Annotated in this window: 10 protein-coding genes; 5 read left to right on the top strand and 5 right to left on the bottom strand. The window is 73.0% G+C overall.

The annotated features are described in order from the left end of the window. Nucleotides 1-719: aminotransferase class I/II-fold pyridoxal phosphate-dependent enzyme (locus tag I59_RS17100; protein ID WP_022904908.1), on the top strand; the 719-nt coding region annotated here is incomplete at its 5' end. 126 nt (nt 720-845) lie between these two features. Here the strand turns inward: I59_RS17100 and I59_RS17095 are convergent. The 3 genes from I59_RS17095 to I59_RS17085 form a co-directional block, all read right to left on the bottom strand. Next, a complete protein-coding gene (locus I59_RS17095) occupies nt 846-1049 on the bottom strand; it encodes a hypothetical protein (protein WP_022904907.1) in 204 nt (67 codons plus the stop codon). Between the two features lie 99 nt (nt 1050-1148). Beyond that, nucleotides 1149-1604 carry a GNAT family N-acetyltransferase gene (locus I59_RS21105; protein ID WP_083882197.1) on the bottom strand — a complete coding sequence of 152 codons (456 nt, stop codon included), beginning with the start codon at nt 1602-1604 and terminating at the stop codon, nt 1149-1151. 130 nt (nt 1605-1734) lie between these two features. Next, complete coding sequence (locus I59_RS17085) at nt 1735-2241, bottom strand: GNAT family N-acetyltransferase (RefSeq protein ID WP_022904905.1); 507 nt, start codon at nt 2239-2241, stop codon at nt 1735-1737. A 69-nt stretch (nt 2242-2310) separates the two neighbouring features. On the opposite strand from I59_RS17085, the gene I59_RS20335 reads away from it, so the two are divergent. Beyond that, nucleotides 2311-3285, top strand: coding sequence for a LysR substrate-binding domain-containing protein (locus I59_RS20335; protein WP_022904904.1), 975 nt, complete (start codon nt 2311-2313; stop codon nt 3283-3285). A 135-nt stretch (nt 3286-3420) separates the two neighbouring features. Here the strand turns inward: I59_RS20335 and I59_RS23040 are convergent, their stop codons facing one another. Next, nucleotides 3421-3678, bottom strand: coding sequence for a hypothetical protein (locus I59_RS23040; protein ID WP_022904903.1), 258 nt, complete (start codon nt 3676-3678; stop codon nt 3421-3423). A 93-nt stretch (nt 3679-3771) separates the two neighbouring features. Between I59_RS23040 and I59_RS17070 the strand changes: the two genes are divergently transcribed. From I59_RS17070 to I59_RS17060, 3 genes are read left to right on the top strand one after another with little or no spacing between them, the layout of a single operon-like run. After that, entirely contained in the window at nt 3772-4731 is a 960-nt protein-coding gene (locus tag I59_RS17070; RefSeq protein ID WP_022904902.1) for a helix-turn-helix transcriptional regulator, read from the top strand. A gap of 35 nt (nt 4732-4766) precedes the next feature. Then, complete coding sequence (locus tag I59_RS17065) at nt 4767-5480, top strand: alpha/beta fold hydrolase (protein WP_022904901.1); 714 nt, start codon at nt 4767-4769, stop codon at nt 5478-5480. A gap of 57 nt (nt 5481-5537) precedes the next feature. Beyond that, entirely contained in the window at nt 5538-6374 is an 837-nt protein-coding gene (locus I59_RS17060; protein ID WP_022904900.1) for an alpha/beta fold hydrolase, read from the top strand. Nucleotides 6375-6412: 38 nt separating this feature from the next. On the opposite strand, the gene I59_RS17055 is transcribed toward I59_RS17060, so the two are convergent. Next, nucleotides 6413-6895, bottom strand: coding sequence for an FBP domain-containing protein (locus tag I59_RS17055; protein WP_022904899.1), 483 nt, complete (start codon nt 6893-6895; stop codon nt 6413-6415). Between the last annotated feature and the right edge of the window lie 175 nt (nt 6896-7070).

Raw genomic sequence — 7070 nt, 5'->3', positions numbered from 1 at the left:
ACGGTGTCCGGGTGTTCCTGCTCTGCAACCCGCACAACCCGGTCGGGCTCGTGCACGACCACGCCGACCTCGTCGCGCTCGCCGAACTGGCCGCGCGGTACGACGTGCTCGTCGTCAGCGACGAGATCCACGCACCGCTCACGCACCCGGGCGTCCGGTTCACCCCCTTCGCGATGGTGGCGGAGCCGGCCGGGGCCCGCAGCGTGTGCGTGACGTCGGCGAGCAAGGGGTGGAACCTCGCCGGGGTGAAGTGCTCGGTCATCGTGGCGGGGGACGCGCGGACGGCAGCGCTCCTCGACACCCTCTGGGAAGAGGTCGCCTGCCGGACGAGCATCCTCGGCCTGCACGCGAACACGGCGGCGTTCACACTCGCGACGGACTGGCTCGACGACGTGGTCGCGCGGATCGTCGCGAACGAACGGCTGCTCGGCTCGCTGCTCGCGGAGCACCTGCCGGGTGTGGTCTACACCCGGCCTCGCGCGGGCTACCTGGCATGGCTCGACTTCCGGGGCATCGGGCTCGGGGACGACCCGGCGGTGCCGTTGCGGGAGCACGCGTACGTCGCGCTGAACTCCGGCCTCGGGTTCGGGTCGCAGGGGCGGGGGTTCGCCCGGCTCAACCTCGCGTGCTCGCCGGAGACGCTGCGTGAGGCCGTGTTCCGGATCGCGTCGGCGTACCCGTCCGGCGCGCAGGAGGGGCTGGTCTGGCGGGTGGCGTGAGCGCGGCGTGCTGCCTGGCCTGGCCGGGCTGGACCGGGGCGAGACCCGCGGTGAGCGACGTGTCTCGAGCGCTGGCGTGCGAGATCGGTCGCTGACGCCGAGTCTCGGGAGTGTGAGCGGGGTCGGTCAGGCGTCGCCGGGGTCGGCGTCGATGTACTGGTTGCGACCGACGACCCGGATCTGGAGCTCGTCGTCGCGGTCCATCGCGAGGAACTCCCGTGCCACGAAGCCGACGGCGGGCCAGCGGGTCACCTCGGTCACGAGGAGCCCGTCGATGAACACCTGCCACGCGCCGCGCTCGCGGACGGCCTGCACCTGGTACGTCGCCATGCCGCGAGCGTACCGGTCGGGCGGGGTACGGGCAGGCGGCGCGCTCGGGTCGCGTGCGCGGGGTGTGTGCGTGCCGTGCGCGCGGGGTGTGCGCCCGGGTCAGTCGACGCGCTTGGCGTAGAAGCGCAGGGTCGGAACCTCGCCGTCCGGACGGCACCAGCCCGCGGGTCCGCGCCCGGTGAGGCACCAACCGCGCCGCTCGTAGAGGCGCCAGGCGGCCGGGGTGTCCTCCGTGACGTCGAGGCGGACGTGGCCGCCGGGCAGCGACTGCTCGGCGGCGTCGAGCAGTGCGTCCGCGACGCCCCTGCCGCGGTGGTCGGGATCGACGAACAAGCGGGTGACTTCGGGCATCCGGCCGGGTGACGGCACCGTGATGCCGACGTGTCCGACGACGCGGTCGTCCTCGATCGCGACCCATGCCGCCCGGAGCCCGGTCGGGGTGAGCCATGCCGCCGGGTCGGCCGGCCAGGTGCTCGGCCAACCGAAGACGTGGGCGCGCCAGAGGACCTCGACCAGGGCGTCCTGGTCGGCGTCGGTCCGCTCGTGGATGCGCATCTCGACCGACGCTATCGACCAGGAGCGAGCATCGGTCAGGTGGACGATCGGTTCGTCCCCCGAGGCGGACACGAGCGTGGGCACCGACCCGCGCGGACCGAGCGCCGATGGCGGCGCTCGGCGGCCGGGCTCAGCCGAGGTCGAGCCGCATGTGCACGTCCGCGCGGGCGTACGGACTCGGTGCGACCTCGTGGGGCTCCAGGTGCCGGAAGCCGAAGGCCTCGTACAGGTGCACCGCGCTGGCGAGCTGTGCGTTGCTCTCGAGGACGACCCGGGTGGCGCCGAGCGCACGCGCCCGCTCGAGTGCGGCCGCGATGAGGCGCCGACCGGTCCCGTGCCCCTGGTGCTCCGGGGAGACGGCCATCTTCACGAGTTCGAACTCGCCGGGAGCGGTCGGGGCCAGGCCGACGCACCCGATGACGACGGTCTCGTCGCGGTCGGTCAACCGGGCGACGAGTACCGCGCCGCCGGGCTCGACCACACGTCCGACCGGGTCGCCGAGGTACCGGCGGTCCTCGTCCTCGAGGGTGAAGAACCGGGTGATCCACGCTTCGTTGAGCGTCCGGAAGGCCTCGGCGTCGGCGGGGGTGGCGAGGTCGGTGATGGAGACGGTGGCGGTGGGCGTGGTGTCGGGCATGCATCCATGATCGATCGGCCGGTCAGGTGTCGTCCAATACTCGTTCTGTGCGATCGATACGCTGCATGCATGGATGTGGACCTCCGACAGCTCCGGGCCTTCCTCGCGGTCGCCGACGAGCTGCACTTCGGCCGTGCCGCGGCGACGCTGCACATGGCGCAGCCGGCGCTCTCCCAGCAGATCCGTCGGACCGAGCGTGACCTCGGCGTCGACCTGTTCGTCCGGACCTCCCGGAGCGTGGCCCTGACCGCCGCGGGCCGGGTGCTGCAGGGTCGGGCTCGATCGCTCCTCGACCAGGCCGCGCGCGACCTCGACGAGACCGTCCGCGTCGGCCGGGGTGAGGCAGGCCGGCTGGACGTCGGGTTCGTGGTGTCCGCCCTGCCCCTCGGACCGATCGAGCGCGTGCAGGCGTTCCGGGAGCGCTACCCGCTCGTCCGCGTCGAGCTGACCGAGGGGTACACGTCGCACCTCGTGGCGCGGATCCTGCGTGGAGAGCTCGACCTCGCGGTGGTGCGGGACCCGGACCCGGAACCGGGGGTGCGGCTGCTGCCGTTCCGGAGCGAGCGGTTCGTCGCGGCCGTGCCGACCACGCACCGGTTCGCGACCCGGACGAGTGTCGAGGGTCCCGAACTCGTCGACGACCCGTTCGTGTTCTTCCCGGCGGAGGCGGGGGCGCTGGCGACGGAGCGCAACCTCGCGCCGGTGACCTCCGGCGGACGGCGGCCCCGGGTCGTGCAGGAGGCGACGACCTGGGCGACCGTGCTGCACCTCGTCGGCGCCGGGCTCGGCGTGACGGTGGTGCCGGAGAGCGCGGCCCTCGCGGCACCGGACACCGTGGCGCTCCTCCCGCTGGACGGGAGCGACCACCGGAGCGAGCTGTTCTGGGCGGCCCGGGCCGACGACGACCGGGAGATCCTGCGGAACTTCGTCGCGGCGACCGAGCGGTCGACGGCGCGGCCCACAGCGCGGCCGACGGATCGGTCGACGGAAGCGGTGCCGGAGCGGTCGCCGCAGGAGGGGTGGAGCGACCACCGGGAGGGATGACGGAGCCCGGCGCCTCGACGCGGGCGCGGGGAGTCGACGGCAGCACCGGTACCCGCCGGTGCGCGGAGTCGGCGGCAGCACCGGTGCCCGCCGGTGCGCTCAGGCGAGTTTCAGCACCGGCGCCCGTCGGTGCGCTCAGGCGAGCGGCAGCACCGGCGCCCGGTGGTGGCCGAGCTCGTCGTCGTGCCAGGGACGGGCCCCGGCGAGCTCCAGCCCGAGCTGCACGAGGACGAAGCGCACGTGCGGTTCGACGTCGGGTTCCCACGAGCCCTCGACCCCGAGTCCGATGGTGCCGAGCTCGTCGTCGGCCTCGTCGTGGACACCGAGTCGCCAGCGCCCGTCGCCCTGCTCGGAGACGACGGCCCAGCGGGCGGCAGCGAAGCGCGACGACATGCCCTGACCGTACCGACGACCACCGACGGTGCGCGGAGCGGGGTTCCGACGATCGGGGTCGCGCGACCTGCCCCGGAACGCGAGAATCGCTCCGTGGAGATCGTCCGACCGCCCGAACGCAGTGCCCTGGCGAGCTTCCTCCGCGCCCGCCGCGGGGCACTGCGCCCGGAGGAGGTCGGGCTGCCCGTCGACCCGCGGCGACGCGTCACCGGGCTCCGGCGTGAGGAGGTGGCCCGGCTCGCGGGGATCAGCGTCGAGTACTACCGGCGGCTGGAACAGGGGAGCGGGCACCGGATGTCGCTCCAGGTGTGCGCGTCGATCGGTCGGGCACTCCGGCTCGACCGTGCCGGTGCGGCGTACCTGCACCGGCTGGCGACGGCAGGGTCGGAGGTCACGTACGAGCTGCACCAGGACGAGGGGCCGCCGCCGGAGCTGGTCGAGCTGATCACCCTCTGGGACCACACCGCCGCGTACATCATCGACCGCAACCAGGACGTCCTGGTCAGCAACGACCTGATGCGCGCGGTCGCCCCGGGGTACGTGGAGGTCGGGAACAACGTCGGCCTCATGCAGTTCGAAGCACCGCCCGAGCTCCGCGCGGCACCGTCCTGGCAGGAGGGAGCGCGCACCACGGTCTCGCGGCTCCGCTACCACGGCAGCCCGGCCGACGCACGGTGGCAGGAGGTCGTGGCGCTGCTCCTCGAGGACGAGGACTTCGCGGACCTGTGGCACCGGCACGAGGCGCACCCGTTGACGTCGGGCCGGGCGCCGAACCACTTCGACGGGTACGGCTGGGTCGACCTCCGGTGGCAGGTGCTCGAGGCGCACCCCGGGCTGTACACGCTCATCTGCTACGGCACCCCCGGCAGCGTGGGGGAGCGTGCGCTCGCCGAGCTCGCGGCCGGCCTGCGGGAGGGACGGGTCAGCGTCCCGGACGGCGCCGTGGCGACACCGACGAGCGGGAGCCGGCTGTCCCGGTACCGGGGAACCGGACCCGGCGGACCGCGATCCGTGTACTCGCAGGGTCACGACAGCCCGGCGGCCGGGTCCTAGCGTGACGCTCGACCCCACCGTCGAGAGGAAGCGCCATGACATCGCCCACCATCGTGCTCGTCCACGGAGCGTTCGCCGACTCCGCCAGCTTCGCCCCGGTCACCCGGCTCCTGCTGGACCGGGGCTTCACCGTCCGTGTCCCCGCCGTGCCGAACCGGAGCCTGTCCGGTGACGCCGCGGTCATCCGTGCGCTCGTCGAACAGATCGACGGCCCCGTGCTCCTCGTCGGCCACAGCTACGGCGGCGCGGTGATCACCGTCGCCGGCGTGGCCGAGAACGTCGTCGGCCTCGTCTACGTCGCGGGCTACGCGCTCGAGGAGGGCGAGAGCCTGGCGCAGTTGCAGGGCGGCTTCCCCGACTCCGACCTCGCGCAGAACCTCGTGTACGCGCCGTACCCGGTCCCCGGCGCCGAGGACGGGACCGACGTGTCGGTCGTGGTGGAGTCCTTCCCGGACGTGTTCGCGGCCGGTGTCGACCGGTCGACCGCCGAGGTCCTCGCCGTGTCGCAGCGACCGCTCTCCGCGGTGGCCTTCGGCGAGCCGACATCGGTGGCGGCCTGGCGGACGAAGCCCGGCTGGGGGATCGTCTCCGCCGCGGACCACACCATCAACCCGGACGTCGAGCGGTTCGGGTACGAGCGCGCCGGCCTCCGCTCGGTGACCGAGCTCGACGCGCCGCACCTCGTGATGCACTCCCACCCCGCCGAGGTCACCGAGGTCATCACCGACGCGATCGCGCAGCTCGGCTGACCCCCTCGACGACCCCGAGACCACCACCGACCGACCGAACAGAGAGCGGAGACGCACATGCCCTTCATCACCACCGACGACGGCGCGGAGATCTACTACAAGGACTGGGGCAGCCACGACGCCCAGCCGATCGTGTTCCACCACGGATGGCCGCTGTCGTCCGACGACTGGGACGCGCAGATGCTGTTCTTCCTCGCCCAGGGTTTCCGCGTGGTGGCCAGCGACCGCCGCGGGCACGGTCGTTCCTCCCAGATCGACACCGGCCACGACATGGACCATTACGCCAGCGACGTCTCCGCGGTCGTCGAGCACCTCGACCTGCACGACGCGGTCCACGTCGGTCACTCCACGGGTGGCGGGCAGGTCGCGCGGTACGTCGCGCGGTACGGCGAGCCCCAGGGACGCGTGGCGAAGGCAGTGCTGGTCGCCGCGGTGCCGCCGCTCATGCTCAAGACCGACGAGAACCCCGAGGGCACGGACATCTCGGTCTTCGACGGCTTCCGCGAGGCCCTCGCCGCGAACCGGGCGGAGTTCTTCCAGGCCGTGGCGTCCGGCCCCTTCTACGGCTACAACCGCCCCGGCGCCACCCTGTCCGAGCCGGTCGTGGCCAACTGGTGGCGACAGGGCATGACGGGCAGCGCGCTCGCACACCTCGAGGGCATCACGGCGTTCTCGGAGACCGACCAGACCGAGGACCTCCGCGCGATCACCGTGCCCGTCCTCGTCCTGCAGGGCGACGACGACCAGGTCGTGCCGTACCGGGCGGCGTCGGTGAAGCAGGCGGAACTGCTGCAGGACGCGACGCTGAAGATCTACGAGGGGTACCCGCACGGCCTGCTCACCACGCACGCCGACGTCCTGAACCAGGACATCCTGGAGTTCATCCAGCAATGAGTCCGCCGCGTGGTCGGCGCAGCCCAGCGCTGTGCCGGCTACGCGGTCTTCGACACGTCCTCGGTGAAGCTGCGGACGCGTCGGAGCAGCGCCTCACCGCGCATCGCGATCGTCGCCGGCGGGTTGAGGTGCGGCGGTGCGGTGCGGATGAGCATCGAGCACCCGAGGTCTTCGCAGATGTAGGAGCCGATCGTGTTGCCGTTGCGGCCCGACTCACCGGCGCGCGCGGCCGAGAAGAGGCGCACCTGCGTCGCGGGCTGCGGCGAGTGGCAGAAGGAGCACATCGCGGCGATGCCGGGCCGGAGCGACCCACCGGCCGAGCGGACGACGATGCCGACGGGGCGGTCGTCGATCCACGAGACGATGTAGCCCCGTCGTGCGGCCTGCGGGTCGCGCCAGCCGAGGAACTCGCGCTCGTCCCACAGCATCTCGTGCAGCCCCGGGATCGGGAGCTGCTCGAGTTCCTCGGGGGTGGCGTTGACGAACGACGAGCGGATGTCTGCTTCGGTCAGTGGCTTCACGGTCCGCCCACCCTAACGCTCCAGCCTGGAGGCCCGGATCACCCCGAGCGCGCTCGTCCCGTCCGCCACGAGCACGGCTCGACGGACCGCGTCGCGGCCGAGCCGCCTGGCGGCGGCGTCGTCCGCCGCGAACTCGACGAGCACGCGCGTCGAGCGCGCCATGGCACGCGCGCCG

This window comes from Curtobacterium sp. B8, from assembly GCF_000333315.1.
Taxonomy (GTDB): domain Bacteria; phylum Actinomycetota; class Actinomycetes; order Actinomycetales; family Microbacteriaceae; genus Curtobacterium; species Curtobacterium luteum.
The sequence above is the reverse complement of the archived record's forward strand: the minus strand, read 5'-3'. Positions and strand labels throughout refer to the sequence as shown.